We start from the raw sequence: 15480 nt of genomic DNA on the forward strand, positions 1-15480 counted from the left end.
AAACGCCGCGCGTATGCTGTTAAGAAATGTAAAGATACGCCTCCTTTCGAAAAACCTCTTCTGACAAATCCGCACATCTCTTGACCCAACTTAACGCCGAGCTGGCGTAGCATTCAGAGGCAATGGACGATCAACGGTTCCTGTTTGCCGGAGATCCCCTCTCCCGGTGGGCGAGGGGAGGATTGCCTCTCCGCGACGTTCCGTCAGAGGGGCAGGGGCGAGGTGCTATGTGCGGCGGGCGACGGGGCGCTGCCACTGGCGGTCCGTCATTCAATAAGAAAGGAGAAAGGTGATGAGAAAAAACATGATTGGCCTCGCGGCTGCGGCCACGCTCTTCGGTGCGGCTTTCGCCTGCCAGGCGATGCCGTACGGAACGGACGCGCCGCTACCGCAGGAGCGAGGGGCTTCCGACCGTCACGATCTGTTGCCGTTGCCGGAGCACCTGGCTCGGACGCTGGATTTGAGCGACGTCCAGCAGAAGCGGATCCGCTCCATCCTGGACGAGCAGCGGGGTAAGGGGTGGGCGCAGATGGACAAGGAGTTTCAGCTGCGCGAGCAGTTGCACAGTTTGGAGGTCGATGCGGAGTTCAACGAACAGGCTGTGCGGGGAGTCGCCACAGCCCTGGGCACCCTGGAGGCGGAACGTCTGGTGGCGCGTGCGAAAACCCAGGCCCGGATCAACGCGGTGCTGACGCCGCAACAGCGCGCCCTGGCCGAGAAGCTGCACCCAAGAAAGGGAGAGCTTCCCCCGCCTCCTCCTTGCGGCTGCGGGCCGGAACAAAGGGGCGATCACGGCCCCGCAACCTTCCAGGACGGGAGGTGACCGGCATGAAGCTCTCAGTGGGGATTCAGCAAGACGGGCGCGGTGACGGGCAGGGACGGCTGGATGGCAGGGTCCACTACGACGCCCACAAGACGACGCTGAACCTCTTGGGTATGACCCTCACCGAGGTGACGCTGGACGAGGAGCGGAGCAAAAAGCTGGGCTCTAAGCAGGGGGTGGTAGTGCTGCTGGCCGACCGCGATCGTGATGCCTATCTGGCAGGCGTGAGGAACGGGGACCTTGTCGCCGAAGTCAACAGCACCAGGATCACCAGGTTGCAGGACGTTAGAAGGGTGCTGAGCGAGCAAGACCCGCACGAGCCTATCTTCATGTTCCTGTGGGACGGCACGGGGTGGCGCTTCGTCAACCTCTCTTTCATCACTTCGCTGCCGTAGGGGGATGCGCACTTCCACATTTGTTCCTCATTCTGGCAGTACCATCGGCGCGCTTTCTCCACCCGCACCGACACCAGCGGGCAACTAGTTGCAGGGACGTCTCTTACCTCCTCTTCGGGGCGTCCCTTTCGGCGAGCGGCAGGTCCGGTAACCTGCCGCCCTCCACTTTTGAACAAAGGGGAAACCATGGAAACTGGAACGCGATCGATCCTTTTTGTCGACGACGATCAGAAGTATCGCCGGTTGCTGACCAGCATCGTGGCCGATTCGGGCTTCGAGATCTGCCAGGCCGGCAGTGCCGAGGAGGCCCTGGTCATCCTGGGCGGCAAAAGATTCGACTTGATGGTTACCGACTTGCTGATGCCGGGGCTGGACGGTCTGGAACTCGCCGCCTTGGCGAAGCGGCTGGACCCGGGATTGGAGATAGTCCTCGCCACCGGCGCGGTTTCGCCGGAGGTGCTGGGGGAGGCATCCAGCATCGGGATTAGGACGGTGCTCGCCAAGCCGTGCCGGGTCGAGGACATCCTGGCGGTGGTGCGGGGGGAGACTCTGCCTCCCTCGACGGCCGCAGGGGGGATTGAGTCCCGGGTGACCATGCGGATGGCGCTTGGGCGTTGACCGCCGGCTAAATCATTTGCGCATGGCCGCCGGCCGTGTGGCAAAGAAGCGGAGCCGCAAAGGCGCAAAGAGAAAGCAGGAACGTTTTTACACCGTAATGCTTTTGCAGTTCCCGTTATTGATCTTTACCTTTGCGTCTTTGCGCCTTTGCATTAAAAAATTGGTCTTGATGTTTTTGCCGTACTGTTTTTCAAAAAGAAAAGCCGCTGTCCCTTCGGGGGGGCAGCGGCTTTTTCGTGGAGCAAAGGGGGGCGAATGATTATTCGCCCCTACAGGTTTTGCGGGACGGCTAGGCGCAGGCGGCGTTGGCGCGCTCGCGCTCGGTGGCGTCGTCCATCACCTTGTAGGCGCAGAACTCGCCGCACATGGTGCAGGCGCCGTGGTCGGCGACGCCGGACTCCTCGCGCAGGCGACGCGCCTTCACCGGGTCGATGGCCAGGGCGAACTGCCCTTCCCAGTCGAGCTTCTTCCTGCAGCGCGCCATCTGGTTGTCCTTCTCGATGGCGCCCTTCACGCCCTTGACGATGTCGGCGGCGTGGGCGGCGATGCGGGACGCCATCACCCCTTCACGCACGTCCTCGACGCTGGGAAGCTTCAGGTGCTCGGACGGGGTCACGTAGCAGAGGAAGTCGGCGCCGGCCGCGGCGGCGATGGTCCCGCCGATGGCGGAGGTGATGTGGTCGTAGCCGGGGGCGATGTCGGTGACCAGCGGACCCAGCACATAGAAGGGGGCACCGTGGCACAGCCTTTTCTGCAAGAGGATATTGGCCTCGATCTGGTTCAGCGGCATGTGTCCGGGGCCTTCGATCATCACCTGCACGCCGTATTCCTGGGCGCGCTGGGTGAGCTCGCCAAGGATGATCAGCTCGTGGATCTGGGCGCGGTCGGTGGCGTCGGCCAGGCAGCCAGGGCGGAAGCCGTCTCCCAGCGACAGGGTCATGTCGTAGGCCTTGGTGATCTCGAGCAGGCGGTCGAAGTGCTCGTAGAGCGGGTTCTCCGCGTTGTTGTGCGCCATCCACTCGATGGTGAAGGCGCCGCCGCGGGAAACGACGTCCATGATGCGCCCTTCCTTGCGCATGCGCTCGACGGTGGAGCGGGTCACGCCGCAGTGCACCGTGATGAAGTCGACGCCGTCCTCGGCGTGCTTGATGACACCCTGGAAGATGTCCTCCACGGTCATCTCGACGATCGCCTTCTTGTGCTTTCTCACCGCGTCGAGCGCGGCTTGGTACAGCGGCACGGTGCCGATGCAGGCGGAAGTCTCGGCGATGACGGCGCGGCGGATCTCGTCGACCGGGCCGCCGGTGGAGAGGTCCATGATGGCGTCGGCGCCGCTGGCTACCGCCACGCGTACCTTCTCCAGCTCCTTCTCGAAATTGAGGTCGTCGGCCGAACTGCCGATGTTGGCGTTGACCTTGGTCCTCAACCCCTTGCCCACCGCGAGCGGTGTGCCGTTTACGTGCTTGTTGTTATGGCAGATGATGATGTTCCCGGCGGCGATCCCGGCGCGGATGAACTCGGCGTCGACCCCCTCGGCGAGGGCTGCCGTCTTCATCTTGTCGGTGATGATCCCCTTGCGGGCGTATTCCAGCTGGGTCATGGCTACTCCTTTTATGGCTGGTTCCTGCGCGATGAAATATTTGAATCGAGGGCAAATGATTATTTGCCCCTACAAACGAACCTACCGTAGGGGCGAAAAATCATTCGCCCGCCTTCCTGATAATGGCACCCAAAGGCGCCTATCCTACTCCCCCTGGTCTCGTGCCGCCAGGAAATGGTTCACCGGGCCGTGCCCCTTCCCAAGCGGTTGGGAATACTTGATGGCGCGGGTGACGAACAGCTTCGCCCTCAATATGGCGCTCGGAAGCGGTTCCCCCTGCGCCAGGTAGCTCGCGATGGCGGAGGCCAGGGTGCAGCCGGTGCCGTGGGTGTTGCGGGTGAGCACGCGGGGCGCGCTGAAGCGGGTGAAGCCGCTGCCGTCGAAGAGAATGTCGGTCACCACCCCTTCGGTCAGGTGTCCCCCCTTGACCAGCACGTGCCTGGCCCCCATGAGGTGCAGCGCGCGGGCGGCCAGTTCCATCCCGGCGCTGTCGGTGATGGTGAGGCCGGTGAGGGCCTCCGCCTCCGGGATGTTGGGGGTGACCAGGTAGCTGGCAGGCACGAGCCTTTTCTTCAGCACCGAGAGCGCCTCGTCCTCGAGGAGTGCCACCCCCCCCTTGGCGCTCATCACCGGGTCGAGCACCACAATTCTCATCTCGTAGGCCGTCAGCTTGTCGGCGACGATCTCGGCGTTCTCCGGCGAGCAGAGCATGCCGATCTTCACCACGTCGATGGGGATGTCCGACAGCACCGCGTCGATCTGTTCCGCCAGGAAGGCCGGGGGGGAGGGATGGATGCCGGTGACGCCACGGGTGTTCTGGGCGGTGAGGGCCGTGATGGCCGAGGCGCCGTAGCTCCCGAGGAGGGTGATGGTCTTCAGGTCCGCCTGGATGCCGGCACCGCCGCCGGAATCGCTGCCGGCGATGGTGAGCACCCCGCCGCGCGGTTGCGGTTGGGTACGGTTGAACAAAAGCGACAGCTCTGTCGCGGCCAGGCCGGGAGAGCGGGAGGAAAGTACGGCGGAAATGACCGCTATGGCGTCCGCGCCGGCATCGATCACCGGGCAGGCGTTGTCCCTGGAGATGCCGCCGATGGCGACGATGGGGATCTGCACCTGTTGCCTCAGGTGGGCCAGCGCTTCCGGGCTTTGGAGATGCTCGACATCCTTGGTATCGGTGGGGTAGAGGGAGCCGAAGCCGATGTAGTCGGCACCTGCCTCCTGGGCGGCCAGCGCCTCTTCGACCGAGTGGGTGGAGATGCCGATCAGCTTCTTCGGCCCCAGGGCGGCGCGGGCCGCGGCCGGGTCTCCGTCCTCCTGGCCCAGGTGCAATCCGTCGGCGTCGAGAGCCAGGGCAAGCTCAAGGTCGTCGTTCACGATGAACTGCGCCTGGAACTCGGCGCACAGGTGTTTCAGGTCGCTTCCCAAAGCGAGGCGCTCCTCGTAGCTGCGCACCTTGTCGCGGTACTGCAGCAGGGCGACCCCGCCGCTCCCGAGCGCCTCCCGTACCCGCGGCACCAGGCGTTCACCCTGGTCCGTGATGAGGTACAGTCCCGCCACACGCCGCTCCTTCCCGCTATGGTCCACCACGAGTCTTAACAAGGGACACCTCTAAAAGATTTAACGCAAAGACGCAGAGCCGCGAAGACGCAGAGGCAAAGCGGGAGAACCGGGTCGTTCCCCTGGTAAGCCTTTCTTGGCGTCTCTGCGCCTTCGCGTCTTCGCGTTGAGGCTTTTGGTACGAAAACAAAAAGCCGCGACGGGGGTCACGGCTCCTGGATAAAAAGGTCGGAGTACGCGCCGCTTCCCTACGCCGGTACTACCCGGATCAGGTTCAAAGGGTTCAGGATCGACCTGTCTCAGTTCTGGCGAACTCCCCTAGCTGGCTTTGCTGAGGCCGTAAACATAATGGAATCCTCTTGCAAAGTCAATCGCTTTCGGGTTTTTGCCTTTACAGTCAGGGGCTAAAGTGGTAGAAAATTCTCTGGCCGGGACCGTCCCGGCCTGATTTCATTCAGATATACCGATACGGGATTTCGCGATGGACAGTCGTCCTACGGTGGTCGAGATAGATCTCGCCGCACTCAGGCACAACTTCGGGTTGGTAAAGAGGAAGGTGCCCAAGGGGTGCGGCATCCTTGCCGTGGTCAAGGCCGACGCCTACGGCCACGGTTTCCAGTACGTCTCCGAGGAGCTGGAAAAGCTCGGGGTGGACGCCTTCGCCGTTGCCTTCCTCGCGGAAGGGGTGCAACTGCGCATGAGCGGCATCTACCGGCCGGTGCTGATCCTCGGCGGGGTTTATCCCGGCGAGGAGAGGCGCTGCATCGGGTTGAACATCTCCACCGCGCTCTATTCGCTGGAGCAGGCGGCGGCGCTCGACCAGGCGGCCCTGGAGATCAAGTGCTACCGCAAGGCGAAGATCCACCTGAAGGTCGATACCGGAATGGGGCGTCTCGGGGTTCCCTGGGACAAGGTGCCCGAATTCCTTGAGCAGCTGAAGCGGTTCAAGAACCTGGAGATGGAGGGGATCTTCTCCCACTTCGCGAGCGCCGACGAGCTCGACCAGGACGGCCTCGCCTTCACCAAACTGCAGGCCGAGCGCTTCAACGCCGCCGTGGTCGAGGCCCATCGCCAGGGATTCGATCCCCGCTACATCCACGTCGCCAACAGCGCCGCCATCCTCGCGGCCGAGCTTCCCTTCTGCAACCTGGTGCGGCCGGGGATCATCCTCTACGGCGCCGCCCCTTCCCGGGATTTCGCGGCCGAGCAGGCTTCCTTGCCCGTCATGAAGCTGAAGAGCCGGGTGGCGATGCTCAAGTGGGTGGAACCCGGGACCAGCATCAGCTACGGCAGGCGCTACGTTGCCGACAAGCGGGCCCTCATCGCCAGCGTTCCCGTGGGGTACGCCGACGGTTATTGCCGCAGTCTCACCAACAAGGGGGAGGCCCTGATCCGCGGCAAGCGGGCGCGGGTCGCCGGCACCGTCTGCATGGACTGGATCATGCTGGACGTGACCGATATCGAGGGGGTTGCCGTTGGGGACGACGTGACCCTCCTGGGACCGGACCCGATGGGCGACCGCATCAGCGCCGAGGAGTTGGCCGAGAAGGCCGGCACCATCCCCTACGAGATCATGTGCGGCATCGCCACCCGCCGCGTGCGCAGGGTGTACATCGGGTAGGGCAGTGACTGGCAAAAAACAAGGGACCAGCAAAGACAAAACAGGGACCACACCGGATTAGCAGGGGGAGCGAATGCTGGTTTTGCTAGCCCCCCAGCCCCTAGTGCCTAGCCCCGATTTTCTTCAGGAGAGGTCATGACTGACAAGGTACGGCTCACAACGATGGTGCAGGCGGCGGGTTGAGCCGCCAAACTGGGCCCGGCGGGCCTGGAAGATGCCATCCGCGACATAACCCGCTCGGACGATCCCAACCTCATCGTGGGGGTTGAGGGGGCCGAGGATGCGGGGATCTACCGCATAGGGGAGAGCCTCGCCCTGGTGGAGACCACCGACATCATCACGCCGCTCGTGGACGATCCCTTCACCTTCGGCCGCATCGCCGCGGCCAACGCCCTCTCCGACGTCTACGCCATGGGGGGAAAACCGGTGACGGCGATGAACCTCGCCTTCTTCCCGGCCTGCTCGCTCCCCACCTCGGTTTTGGCCTCCATACTCGCCGGCGGCGCCGACGCGCTCAAGGAGGCGGGCGCCTGCCTGGTCGGTGGCCATACCGTCGAGGATGACGAACTGAAGTTCGGCCTTGCCGTCACCGGCCTCATCGACCCCTCCCGCATCGTGAGAAACTGCACCGCGCGCCCCGGCGACCTCCTCGTCCTCACCAAGCCGCTCGGGACCGGCATCGTGTCGACCGCCATCAAGGCCGAGATGATCGACGACGCCCTGGCAACGGAGGCCATCGGCTGGATGACCGCGCTCAACGCCAAGGCGTGCGAGCTTATGGTCGACTGCAACGCTACCGCCGCCACCGACGTGACCGGTTTCGGTTTCATCGGGCACGCCTGCGAGATGGCGCTCGGCGCTCAGGTAACCTTCCGCATCGAACTCTCCCGCGTTCCGGTCATGTCCGGCGTCCCGGCGCTCATCGGCGACGGCATGGTTCCCGCCGGCTGCTATCGAAACCGCCAGCATTACGAATCCCACGTAACCGGCTCCGGCGGCGACGCGCTGCTGCCGCTCTTCGACCCGCAAACCTCCGGGGGACTCCTCATCTCCCTCGCCCCCGACGACGCCCGTGAATTCCTCGCCCGCGCCGGGCAGTCCGGCCTCTTCGCCGCAGCGATCGGTGAGGTCGAGCCCGCCGGGGGGAGCGCCATTGTCTTCGTCTAAGGGGCTCTCCGCCGCTTTCGACCTCGGCACCACCACCATAGCCGCGTCGCTCGTCGATCCGGCAAGCGGAGCGCGCCTGGCCGTCACCGGGGCCATGAACCCCCAGCGCCGCTGGGGCGCGGACGTCCTGGCCCGCCTCACCGCCGGGGGCGATCCCGAAACCCTGCGCGCCATGCAGGCCGCGCTGGCCGCCGAGATGGAACGCATGACCGGCGAGTTGCTGGACCAGGCCGGGGCGTCGCCTGCCGATCTCGTCCAGGTGGCCGTCGCCGGCAACCCCTCCATGGAAACCATCGCCCTCGCCTTGCCGGTAGAGTCGCTGGCCCATCCCCCCTTCCGTCCCCTTTTTTCCACCGGAAAATCCGTTGCGACCCTCGACCTCGGCTGGAGCCGCGATTACCCGTGCTACCTGCTGCCGCTTCCCGGCGGTTTCGTCGGCGGCGACCTGCTCGCCTTCCTCTTCGGCATGGCGGCAGCACCAAAGCCCGGGACCCTCTTTCTCGACGTCGGGACCAACGCCGAGATCGCCCTTTACGACGGCGAACGCTACCTCGCCACCTCGGCCGCCGCCGGTCCCGCCTTCGAGGGGGGCAACCTGAAGTGCGGCATGGCGGCCCTTCCCGGCGCGGTGAGCGGCGTGCGCATCGAAGGGGACCGGTTGAAGATCAACACCATTGCCGGTGCTCCGCCACGCGGCATCTGCGGCACCGGTGTGCTGGAGACCGTGGCCGCCCTCCTGGAAGAGGGGATCGTCGCGCCGACCGGCCGCCTCCTTCCCGCTGCCGAGATCGATTCCAACCTGGGGACCCGGGTGCAGGAGGTGAACGGCGTTCCCGCCTTCGTGCTGCATCGTGACGCGAAAAGCCTCGTCTACCTCGACCAGGAGGATATCCGGGCCCTGCAACTCGCCAAGGGGGCGATGCGCGGCGGCATGGAGATCCTCCTAGGCAAGGCGAACCTCTCCATGGACGAGGTTTCGCAAGTGGTGTTGACCGGTTCCTTCGGCGCCGTGCTCTCTCCGCATGTGCTAAAAAAGGTTGGAATTTTCAACGAAAAAATGGTAAGAATCACCGGATTTATCAAGGAGGGGGCACTGGCCGGGGTGGAGCGCGTTTTGCTCGCCGCGGGCGGCCGCGAACAGATGGAGGACCTGGCGCAAAGGGTCCGCGTCATTCCCCTTTCCGGCACACCGCTCTTCGAAAAGCACTTCCTGGCAAATATAGATTTCCCGAAACCTTAAAACTTTAGCCACGGAGAAAATCTGAGGACATCTGAGCAAGCCTGAACCATTTCTGAAGGTTTACTCGGACTTCCTCCGCTTTTCTCCGTGGCAATTTTGGTTCTAAAAAAAAGGAGCGAATCATGGCAAAGATTGGGCGCGCGCTGGTAAGCGTGTCGGAGAAGACTGGAGTGGTGGAATTTTCCCGGGCGTTGGCCGGCTACGGCGTGGAGATCCTCTCCACCGGCGGCACTGCAAAGCTGCTGCGTGAGGCAGGCATCCCGGTGAAGGACGTCTCCGAGTTCACCGGTTTCCCCGAGATGCTGGACGGCAGGGTCAAGACGCTGCACCCGAAGGTGCACGGCGGGATCCTCGGCATGCGCGAGAACCCGGCGCACGTGGCCAAGATGCAGGAGCACGGCATCGAGCCGATCGACATGGTGGTGGTGAACCTCTACCCCTTCGAGGCGACCGTGGCCAAGGAAGACTGCACCATGGAGGACGCCATCGAGAACATCGACATCGGCGGCCCGACCATGCTCCGCTCCGCGGCGAAGAACAACCGCGACGTCACCGTCATCGTCGACCACGCCGACTACCAGCTCGTTCTCGACGAGATGAAAGCCAGCGCCGGCAGCGTCTCCCGTGAGACCAACTTCCGCCTCGCCGTCAAGGTGTACCAGCACACCGCCGCCTACGACGGCGCCATCTCCAACTGGCTCGGTGCCCGCACCGGCGAAGGTGTGGCCAAGTACCCGGACACCCTGACCCTGCAGTACCAGCTGGCACAGGGAATGCGCTACGGCGAGAACCCGCACCAGTCCGGCGCCTTCTACGTCGAGAAGGGGGGCAAGGAGGCTTCCATCTCCACCGCGCGCCAGATCCAGGGCAAGGAACTCTCCTACAACAACATCGGTGACACCGACGCGGCCCTCGAGTGCGTGAAGCAGTTCGACCAGCCCGCCTGCGTCATCGTGAAGCACGCCAACCCCTGCGGCGTCGCCGTCGCCGGCAGCATCATGGAAGCCTACGACCTCGCCTACAAGACCGATCCCGAGTCCGCCTTCGGCGGCATCATCGCCTTCAACCGCGAGCTGGACGAAACCACCGCGCGCGCCATCGTGGAGCGCCAGTTCGTCGAGGTGATCATCGCTCCCAAGGTCACCGAGGCCGCCAGCGAGATCGTGGCCGCCAAGAAAAACGTCCGCCTCATGGAGTGCGGTTTCTGGCCCGAGCAGCCCGCTCCCCGTTGCGACTTCAAACGCGTGAACGGCGGCATGCTGGTGCAGGACGCCGACCTCGATCTCTTCAGCGAGCTCAAGGTGGTGACCAAGCGCGCCCCGACCGACCAGGAGATGGAGGACCTCCTCTTCACCTGGCGCGTGGCCAAGTTCGTCAAATCCAACGCCATCGTCTACGGCCGCAGCAACGCCACCGTCGGCGTGGGTGCCGGCCAGATGAGCCGCGTCAACTCCGCCCGCATCGCCGCCATCAAGGCCGAGCACGCCGGGATCCCGGTCCAGGGTGCCGTCATGGCCTCCGACGCCTTCTTCCCGTTCCGTGACGGCCTGGACAACGCCGCCAGCGTCGGCGTCACCGCCGTGATCCAGCCGGGCGGCTCCATGCGCGACGCCGAGGTCATCGCCGCCGCAGACGAGCACAACATCGCCATGGTCTTCACCGGCATGAGGCACTTCAGGCACTAAACATCAACGGACAACTGACAATGGACAATTGACAACGCTACGTCGTCTGTGTCCATTGTCGTTTGAGGACCATCCCCTCCCCCCTCCAGGGGGAGGAGGTATGAGGGAAATCCATATGAAAGTATTGGTTGTAGGCTCCGGCGGGCGCGAGCACGCGCTGGTCTGGAAGATCGCCCAATCCCCGCTGGTGACCAAGGTGTTCTGCGCACCGGGGAACCCGGGTACGGCAGGGCTGGCTGAAAACGTGGATATCGCGGTGGACGACCTCCAGGGGCTGCTCGATTTCGCCAAGAAGGAAGGGGTGGAGCTGACCGTGGTCGGGCCGGAACTGCCGCTCTCTTTGGGACTGGTCGACCTCTTCGAGGAGAACGGGCTGAAGGCTTTCGGCGCCCGCAAAAACGCCGCCATCATCGAGGCGTCCAAGGCGTTCTCCAAGGACCTGATGCAGAAGTACGACGTCCCCACCGCGGCTTACGGCGTCTTCACCGAGGTGCCGGCCGCCATCGAGTTCATTGACAGGACCGGGATCCCCATCGTGATCAAGGCTGACGGCCTTGCCGCAGGCAAAGGGGTCATCATCGCCCAGACCCGCGACGAGGCGGTGGCCGCCGTCACCGACATGCTCTCCGGCAACGCCTTCGGCGCCGCAGGTTCCCGCGTCGTCATCGAGGAGTTCCTCAAAGGGGAGGAGGCGTCCTTCCTCGCCTTCACCGACGGCGAGCGCATCATCCCGCTTGCTTCCGCCCAGGATCACAAGGCGGTCTACGACGGGGACAAGGGGCCCAACACCGGCGGCATGGGCGCCTACTCCCCGGCTCCGGTGGTCACACCCCCCATCCACGAGAAGGCCATGGCGGAAGTCATGCGCCGCACCGTGGACGGCATGAAGGCGGAAGGGCGCAGGTACCAGGGGGTTCTCTACGCAGGTCTCATGATCGACGGCGATTCCGTCAAGACCCTGGAGTTCAACGCACGTTTCGGCGATCCCGAGTGCCAGCCGCTTTTGATGCGCATGAAGTCCGATATTGTTCCCATCCTCCTTGCGGTCGCCTCCGGCAGCCTGGAAGGGGTCGAGATCGAATGGCACGATAAGGCCGCGGTCTGCGTGGTGCTGGCGGCGGAAGGCTACCCCGCCGACTACCGCAAGGGGGACGTCATCGAGGGGCTCGCAGAGGCCGGCAGGGTAGAGGACCTGGTTGTGTTCCACGCCGGGACCAAGGCTAGCGGCGACGCCATCGTTACCAACGGCGGCCGCGTCCTCGGGGTCACGGCGCTCGGCGCCACCGTGAAGGAAGCCATCGACCGCGCCTACAGCGGCGTGAAGCTCATCACCTGGCCCGGCATGCACCACAGAAAAGACATCGGCGCCAAGGCCATGAACCGGTAAACCCTATCTTTGTTCGAGGAGTTTTTATGTCCAATCCGACCGTTTTGATTCTGATGGGAAGCGATTCCGACCTGACCACCATGGAGGAGACGGCCAGGGTTCTGACCGCGTTCGGCGTCCCCTACGAGATGCACGTTTCCTCGGCTCACCGCTCACCCGCCAAAACCTCGAAGCTCACCCGCGAGGCTGAAGGGCGCGGCATCCAGGTGATCATCGCCGCTGCCGGCATGGCAGCGCACCTGGCCGGCGTCGTCGCCGCCGAGACGCCGCTGCCGGTTATCGCCGTCCCCATGCCGGGCGGCGCGCTCAACGGCGTCGACGCCCTCTATGCCATGGTGCAGATGCCGGGCGGCATGCCGGTCGCAACCATGGCCATCGGCAAGGCTGGGGCCAAGAATGCCGGGCTCCTCGCGGTGCAGATGCTCTCCCTCTCCGCCCCGGAATTGCGAGCCAAGTTCGTCGCCTACAAGGCGCAGATGGCGGAAGAGGTCGAGCAGAAGGACCAGGCGCTGCAGGCCGCAAGGCAGGGCTGATGCCCATTTGCGATTGATTTTGCTTGACAATGAGCCCTGGGTTGTATACCTTCGGGCCGTTTTCAGATCCTAAAAAAATGGAGGGAAGACTCATGAAGAAGATTTTTGCTGCAGTAGCTCTGACTCTCGCCTTTGCTGTTTCCGCAATGGCCGCAGACAGCGTCGTTTATCCGGCTAAAAACGGTAACGTCACCTTCAACCACAAGGCCCACCAGGGCAAGAACGAGTGCAAAGTCTGCCACGGCGACGGCGCTCCGGCCAAGATCGCTATCAACAAGGACGCGGCACACGGCAAAGCCTGCAAAGAGTGCCACGCTGCCAAGGGCGGCCCGACCAAGTGTGGTGACTGCCACAAGAAGTAATCTCCCTTAGGGGAATCAAATTGCAGTGTTAGGGGTAACAGGTTCGCCTGTTACCCTTTTTTTTGTTCCCTACTGTATTCGTAATTTTTGTTTTGCGCTTATTGACAATTTGTCTATAATGGCAAACCTGCTATGACAGCTGTACATAACCTTACCGGGAGACGGCCTTGACTACGACGAACAAACGAGGATTTGCACAAGAGGTTTGGGATTTTTTCTGTTCCTTGAAACTTTCCATTTTCCTGCTGATCGGCCTGGCGCTGGTATCGATCATCGGCACCGTCATCCAGCAGGGGCCGCAGCGTGAGTACCTGGCGACACTGAGCGAGACCAAAATCCGTCTGTATAGCGCCCTTGGCTTCTTTGATATGTACCACTCCTGGTGGTTCATCCTCCTGCTCTACCTGCTCACCCTTAACCTGATCTGCTGCTCCATCAAGAGGCTGCCGCGCGTCTGGAAGGTGGTTTCCGAGCCGGTACTGGTCATGGACGACGGCTTCGAGAAGTCGCTTGCCAACGTGAAGGACCTGAAGCTCAAGGGATCCAAGGAAGAGCTCAAGTCGCGCATGGAGGCGTTCCTGCGCGCCGAGTTCGCCGTCCCGGTGATCACCGAGAAGGACGGCGAGTACCACCTTTTCGCCCAGAAGAGCCCCTGGTGCCGCCTCGGCGTCTACGTGGTGCACCTCTCCATCATCGTCATCTTCGTCGGCGCCCTGATCGGCTCCTTCTTCGGTTACAAGGCCTACACCAACATCCCCGAGGGTGGCGCCATCTCCCAGGTGCAGACCCAGAGCGGCAAGATGATCCCGCTGGGCTTCGACGTGCGCTGCGAGAAGTTCTCCGTTTCCTTCTACGACACCGGTGCCCCGAAGGAGTTCAGGAGCGTGCTGACCGTGTTGGAGAACGGGCAGCCCGTGCCGGGCTTCCAGAACCGCCCCATCATCGTCAACGACCCGCTCACCTACAAGGGAATCACCTTCTACCAGTCCAGCTACGGGCAGTCCGACGAGGGGGCGCTCTACCACCTCACCGTGCGTGACCGCAAGGGGGGCGCACCGGTCAAGCTGAACGCCCGTCAGGGCGAGCGCGTCGCACTTCCGGGCGGCGCCTTCCTCTCCGTCATGGAAGCGACCATGGACGTCCGTCCCTTCATGAGGGGCTTCGACGGTCCGGGCGCACAGGTCGAGTTCACCCCGGCCGGCGGCAACCCGCAGCCGTTCGTGATCCTCTCCGACAAGTACGAGTCCTTCAACGCCCAGCACGGCGGCGACCTGCTGATCACCTTCGACGGTATGGACCAGAAGTTCTACACCGGCCTGCAGGTGGCGCACGACCCGGGCGTCTGGGTGGTATGGTTCGGCTGCTTCCTGATGGTGTTAGGTATCTGCATGGCGTTCTTCATGTCCCACAAGCGGGTGTGGGCGCGCGTCACCGATTCGGGGGTCACCCTGGGCGGTTCCGCCAGCAAGAACCCGGCAGGCTTTGAGATCTGTTTCGATGACCTGGTCGAGAAAATCGGCAAGGCTTAAAGGATAACAACCATAACTGGGGCTAGCCCCCATCGCCGCTCTAACTGAACGACCGGAGGGTAATATCGATGTCCAGTTCCATGCTTTTCAATGTGACCATGGTACTTTACATGGTCTCCACCTGCATATTCTTTGCTTTCCTTGCCTCGCGCAACAAGTCCGTCGGGCTTGCCGGTACCTACGCGGCCCTCTTTGGTTTCCTGGTCCAGGGCGCGGCCATCGGCCTGCGCTGGAAGGAGTCCTATGACCAGGGGCACGGCCACGCGCCGCTGTCCAACCTGTTCGAATCGGTGGTCTTCTTCTCCTGGACCATCGTGCTGATCTTCTTGTTCATCGACTTCAAGTACAAGTACCGCGCCATCGGCTTCTTCGTCATGCCGTTCGCCCTTTTCGGCATGGCCTGGGCACAGCTTGGCCTGGACACCGGCATCGAGCCGCTGGTCCCGGCGCTGCAGAGCAACTGGCTCATGTACCACGTCATCACCTGCTTTTTGGGCTACGCGGCCTTCGCGGTCGCCTGCGGCATCTCGATCATGTACCTGATCAGGGAATCCATGGAAAAAGGGGGCGCCGACGTACAGGCCGGCGGGCTCCTCTCCATGTTCCCGTCCATCAGGGCCTTGGACGACCTGAACTACAAGGCGATCATGATCGGCTTCCCGCTCCTTTCGCTCGGCATCATTACCGGCGCCGCCTGGGCCAACTACGCCTGGGGCACCTACTGGAGCTGGGACCCCAAGGAGACCTGGTCCCTGATCGTATGGTTCGTCTACGCGGCGTTCCTCCATGCCCGCATCACCCGCGGCTGGGTCGGGCGCAGGGCGGCCATCCTCTCCGTGATCGGCTTCGCAGCCACCATCTTCTGCTACCTGGGGGTCAACCTCTTCCTTTCCGGTCTGCACAGCTACGGTAAGTAGGTCCCCAAGGGAATCCGGTGCGACATTTTCTCCATGCATATCTTTT

14 protein-coding genes and 1 riboswitch are annotated in these 15480 nt (G+C 63.3%); of the genes, 12 read left to right on the forward strand and 2 right to left on the reverse strand.

Features of this window, described 5'->3' with window-relative positions:
• Positions 1-292 precede the first annotated feature (292 nt).
• From KOM00_RS04455 to KOM00_RS04465, 3 genes are all read left to right on the forward strand, one after another.
• Positions 293-823, forward strand: coding sequence for a Spy/CpxP family protein refolding chaperone (locus tag KOM00_RS04455; protein ID WP_216497633.1), 531 nt, complete (start codon positions 293-295; stop codon positions 821-823).
• Between the two features lie 5 nt (positions 824-828).
• Positions 829-1218: a PDZ domain-containing protein gene (locus KOM00_RS04460; RefSeq protein WP_216497634.1), complete on the forward strand. Its 390-nt coding sequence runs from the start codon at positions 829-831 to the stop codon at positions 1216-1218.
• Positions 1219-1404: 186 nt separating this feature from the next.
• Positions 1405-1836, forward strand: a complete 432-nt coding sequence (locus tag KOM00_RS04465; RefSeq protein ID WP_216497635.1) for a response regulator — start codon at positions 1405-1407, stop codon at positions 1834-1836.
• 289 nt (positions 1837-2125) lie between these two features.
• Here KOM00_RS04465 and thiC read toward each other — a convergent pair whose 3' ends face one another.
• Positions 2126-3436, reverse strand: coding sequence for a phosphomethylpyrimidine synthase ThiC (gene thiC, locus KOM00_RS04470; RefSeq protein WP_199390632.1), 1311 nt, complete (start codon positions 3434-3436; stop codon positions 2126-2128).
• A 144-nt stretch (positions 3437-3580) separates the two neighbouring features.
• The gene (gene thiD, locus KOM00_RS04475; RefSeq protein WP_216497636.1) at positions 3581-5035 is read right to left on the reverse strand and encodes a bifunctional hydroxymethylpyrimidine kinase/phosphomethylpyrimidine kinase; all 1455 of its coding nucleotides are present in this window, start codon (positions 5033-5035) and stop codon (positions 3581-3583) included.
• A gap of 186 nt (positions 5036-5221) precedes the next feature.
• Positions 5222-5323, reverse strand: a riboswitch (TPP riboswitch).
• Between the two features lie 151 nt (positions 5324-5474).
• Between thiD and alr the strand changes: the two genes are divergently transcribed.
• From alr to ccsB, 9 genes are all read left to right on the forward strand, one after another.
• Positions 5475-6614, forward strand: coding sequence for an alanine racemase (gene alr / locus KOM00_RS04480; protein ID WP_216497637.1), 1140 nt, complete (start codon positions 5475-5477; stop codon positions 6612-6614).
• Between the two features lie 135 nt (positions 6615-6749).
• A complete protein-coding gene (selD, locus tag KOM00_RS04485; protein WP_216497638.1) occupies positions 6750-7781 on the forward strand; it encodes a selenide, water dikinase SelD in 1032 nt (343 codons plus the stop codon).
• Complete coding sequence (locus KOM00_RS04490) at positions 7768-9021, forward strand: ASKHA domain-containing protein (RefSeq protein WP_216497639.1); 1254 nt, start codon at positions 7768-7770, stop codon at positions 9019-9021. The genes selD and KOM00_RS04490 overlap by 14 nt, the downstream gene beginning before the upstream one ends.
• Positions 9022-9143: 122 nt before the next feature.
• Positions 9144-10706: a bifunctional phosphoribosylaminoimidazolecarboxamide formyltransferase/IMP cyclohydrolase gene (purH, locus tag KOM00_RS04495; protein WP_216497640.1), complete on the forward strand. Its 1563-nt coding sequence runs from the start codon at positions 9144-9146 to the stop codon at positions 10704-10706.
• A gap of 115 nt (positions 10707-10821) precedes the next feature.
• Complete coding sequence (gene purD, locus KOM00_RS04500; RefSeq protein ID WP_216497641.1) at positions 10822-12093, forward strand: phosphoribosylamine--glycine ligase; 1272 nt, start codon at positions 10822-10824, stop codon at positions 12091-12093.
• 26 nt (positions 12094-12119) lie between these two features.
• Positions 12120-12626 carry a 5-(carboxyamino)imidazole ribonucleotide mutase gene (gene purE, locus KOM00_RS04505; RefSeq protein ID WP_216497642.1) on the forward strand — a complete coding sequence of 169 codons (507 nt, stop codon included), beginning with the start codon at positions 12120-12122 and terminating at the stop codon, positions 12624-12626.
• A gap of 92 nt (positions 12627-12718) precedes the next feature.
• Positions 12719-12988 carry a cytochrome c3 family protein gene (locus tag KOM00_RS04510; RefSeq protein ID WP_216497643.1) on the forward strand — a complete coding sequence of 90 codons (270 nt, stop codon included), beginning with the start codon at positions 12719-12721 and terminating at the stop codon, positions 12986-12988.
• A gap of 167 nt (positions 12989-13155) precedes the next feature.
• Positions 13156-14517, forward strand: coding sequence for a cytochrome c biogenesis protein ResB (gene resB / locus KOM00_RS04515; RefSeq protein WP_216497644.1), 1362 nt, complete (start codon positions 13156-13158; stop codon positions 14515-14517).
• Between the two features lie 68 nt (positions 14518-14585).
• Entirely contained in the window at positions 14586-15434 is an 849-nt protein-coding gene (gene ccsB, locus KOM00_RS04520; protein WP_216497645.1) for a c-type cytochrome biogenesis protein CcsB, read from the forward strand.
• The last annotated feature ends 46 nt before the right edge of the window (positions 15435-15480 follow it).

Source organism: Geomonas diazotrophica (assembly GCF_018919385.1).
Classification (GTDB): domain Bacteria; phylum Desulfobacterota; class Desulfuromonadia; order Geobacterales; family Geobacteraceae; genus Geomonas; species Geomonas diazotrophica.

What these genes read in the sequence shown, in the direction of transcription:
- thiC (WP_199390632.1), bottom strand. Translation starts at nt 3,436, where the DNA reads ATGACCCAGCTGGAATACGCCCGCAAGGGGATCATCACCGACAAGATG.
- ccsB (WP_216497645.1), top strand. Translation starts at nt 14,586, where the DNA reads ATGTCCAGTTCCATGCTTTTCAATGTGACCATGGTACTTTACATGGTC.
- KOM00_RS04460 (WP_216497634.1), top strand. Translation starts at nt 829, where the DNA reads ATGAAGCTCTCAGTGGGGATTCAGCAAGACGGGCGCGGTGACGGGCAG.
- KOM00_RS04510 (WP_216497643.1), top strand. Translation starts at nt 12,719, where the DNA reads ATGAAGAAGATTTTTGCTGCAGTAGCTCTGACTCTCGCCTTTGCTGTT.
- purE (WP_216497642.1), top strand. Translation starts at nt 12,120, where the DNA reads ATGTCCAATCCGACCGTTTTGATTCTGATGGGAAGCGATTCCGACCTG.
- KOM00_RS04455 (WP_216497633.1), top strand. Translation starts at nt 293, where the DNA reads ATGAGAAAAAACATGATTGGCCTCGCGGCTGCGGCCACGCTCTTCGGT.
- alr (WP_216497637.1), top strand. Translation starts at nt 5,475, where the DNA reads ATGGACAGTCGTCCTACGGTGGTCGAGATAGATCTCGCCGCACTCAGG.
- KOM00_RS04465 (WP_216497635.1), top strand. Translation starts at nt 1,405, where the DNA reads ATGGAAACTGGAACGCGATCGATCCTTTTTGTCGACGACGATCAGAAG.
- purH (WP_216497640.1), top strand. Translation starts at nt 9,144, where the DNA reads ATGGCAAAGATTGGGCGCGCGCTGGTAAGCGTGTCGGAGAAGACTGGA.
- purD (WP_216497641.1), top strand. Translation starts at nt 10,822, where the DNA reads ATGAAAGTATTGGTTGTAGGCTCCGGCGGGCGCGAGCACGCGCTGGTC.